The sequence below is a fragment of the Aeromicrobium sp. genome (genome assembly GCF_036675695.1).
Taxonomy (GTDB): Bacteria; Actinomycetota; Actinomycetes; order Propionibacteriales; family Nocardioidaceae; genus Aeromicrobium.
The window spans coordinates 1-2,505 of sequence record NZ_JAKFEL010000141.1 but is presented as its reverse complement, the minus strand read 5'-3'; the positions used below and the strand labels follow the sequence as shown (position 1 = coordinate 2,505).

Sequence of the window (2,505 nt, the reverse complement as noted above, 5' to 3'; positions counted from 1 at the left end):
GCACGAGGGCACCTACTACAAGTGGCTCGAGCGTTCGTGGCGCGGAGGCCAGCGCATCCTGGTCAACCTGCTCGTCGAGAACAACCAGCTCTGCACGATCTACCCGCTCAAGCGCAACTCCTGCGACGACATGACGTCGATGCGCCTGCAGGCAGCAGACATGCGCAAGTTGGAGCGCTACATCGACGCTCAGAACGGCGGCCCGGGCAAGGGTTGGTACCGCATCGTCACTGACCCGTTCCAGGCTCGCACGGTCATCAACCAGGGCAAGCTCGCCGTTGTCATGGGCATGGAGACGAGCGTCCCGTTCGGCTGCTCAACCAAGCTTGGTATTCCGCAGTGCACCGCGGCGCAGATCGACAAGCAGCTCGACGATGTCTACGCGATGGGCGTACGACAGGTGGAGCTGGTCAACAAGTTCGACAACGCGCTTTCCGGTGTTGCCGGCGATGGCGGAACCATCGGCCCATTGGTCAACGGCGCCAACTTCCTGGAGACCGGATCGTTCTGGGACATGCGCAAGTGCACTGACCCCGACCCGGAAGTGTCGGACAACCCGCAGCCCGCTGCACCAAATGTGCTCCCCGAGCAGGACGCCCTGTTCGGTGCGGTCGCCAGTCTCGGTCTGCCACTCAAGCTGCCGCTCTATGGGAGCGGCCCGCACTGCAACGCGCTCGGACTCACGGCCTTGGGTGATCACACGATCAACGGCATGGCGAAGCGGGGCATGCTCTTCGACCCGGACCACATGAGTGTCAACGCTCGGAAGGCATCGCTCGACCTCACCGAGAAGCTGAAGTACCCCGGCGTCGTCTCGAGTCACTCCTGGTCCACGCCTGACGCATACCCCCGCATCTACAAGGCTGGCGGCATAATCACGCCGTACGCCGGAGACAGCACGGGCTTCGTCAACAAGTGGAAGAAGCACCTGACCTGGGCAGACTCGCGCTACTACTTCGGCATCGGATATGGCGCCGACATCAACGGACTCGGAGCTCAGGGCGACCCCCGCGGAGCCGATGCTCCCAACAAGGTGGTCTACCCCTTCAAGGGTCTGGGTGGCGTGACGATCAACAAGCAGGTCAGCGGCCAGCGCGTCTATGACATCAACGTCGACGGTGTCTCGCACTATGGCCTCTACCCCGACTGGATCGAGGACCTCCGCAAGCAGGGTGGCAGCGCGATTGCCGACGACATGGCTCGTGGCTCCGAGGCCTACCTCCTGACGTGGGAACGTGCGCAGGGTGTCAGCAACGACGCCTGCCGCGATCCGAAGGTGCGCAAGTACACGTCGGTGTTCAGCGCCATCAACATCGGCTCTTCAGTCAAGAGCGTGTTGCTCAAGGCCGGCCAGCCCCACTCGCGGCTCTCGACGAAGTTCACCTACTGCGCCAAGACCAAGTCGGGCACGAAGGTCACCAAGGCGGTGTACTTCAGCTCCACCGGCAAGGTCACCAAGGTCACCTGAGGGTTGACGGTCCGCGAGGCTCACCATCTCGGTGGTTGAGCCTTTGCGGCTTGCCGTTCGGGTGTGGCCGGGTCGAAAGGCGCAAATACAAGTGCGGGGACTGGTGCTGTGGACGGCCGCGTCGGCGGCTTCAGATGTGGATAAGAATCTTCGATTTTGCCTGAATTCACAGGGTTTTCCACTGGTCATCGAACGTCTGTTCGGGTAGTGTTTTGGGTATGGATCCGGAGCTGACAATCGACGTGATGCGCATCGCCGCGCAGACGCTGCGTTCCGGTGACACGAGGTCCAAGCTGCACGCGCTACAGGCGGCAGAGGACGCTATTCATGCTCAGAAGTCTGTGCTGTTGGCTGAGCTCGACACCTCTAAGGATTTCGAGCTTGATGGTGCATCTACTCTCAACACCTGGGTGCGCAATGAGTTGCGGATGAACTCCGGAGCTGCCTCCACCCTGGTCAAGAACGTCGCCGTACTGCGTGACCTGCCGTTGCTCGCAGAGGCAGCATTTGCAGGGCAAGTCAGCTCAGCCCACGTACGCGTGTTCGCCTACGGCTTGGCGCATGTCGGACTCGAACCGATGCGCCAGTTCGAGGAAGTGTTCGTCGAGGTCGCCCAAGAGCATGCGCCCAGCGAGCTGTTCGAAGCCGTCAAACACCTCAAAGACAAAGTCCACCCCGAAGACCTCGACGCCGCATGGGAACGCGGCATGGACCGCGAAGACTTCGCTGTTGATGCCGTCCCCGACGGGTTCCACACCAATGGCTTCTTGAACACGGTCACCGGGTCGAAGCTCAAAATGGTTATGGACTCGGTGTCAGCGCCGCGCGACAAAGACGACACCCGTTCTGGTGCCCAGCGACGTGTTCAGGGCTTGGATGACCTGCTCACCGCGATCCTCGCGAACGGTCTGCCTTCAGACAAAGGCGTCCGACCCCACATGTCAGTATTCGTCGACGCCGACACCCTCCAAGCCGCAGCCGAGCACGTTCAGGCCACAACCGAACAGCCACTCCGGATCCCCGAGCCCATGCCTTCG

General features: G+C 61.8%; 2 protein-coding genes. Both read left to right on the top strand.

The window, feature by feature from the left end; all coding sequences use genetic code 11:
- Positions 1 to 1,468: hypothetical protein (locus V6M39_RS08800; protein WP_332643443.1), on the top strand; the 1,468-nt coding region annotated here is incomplete at its 5' end.
- Positions 1,469 to 1,686: 218 nt separating this feature from the next.
- Positions 1,687 to 2,505, top strand: an 819-nt coding sequence (locus V6M39_RS08795; protein ID WP_332643442.1) for a DUF222 domain-containing protein, incomplete at its 3' end; no start/stop codon positions are given.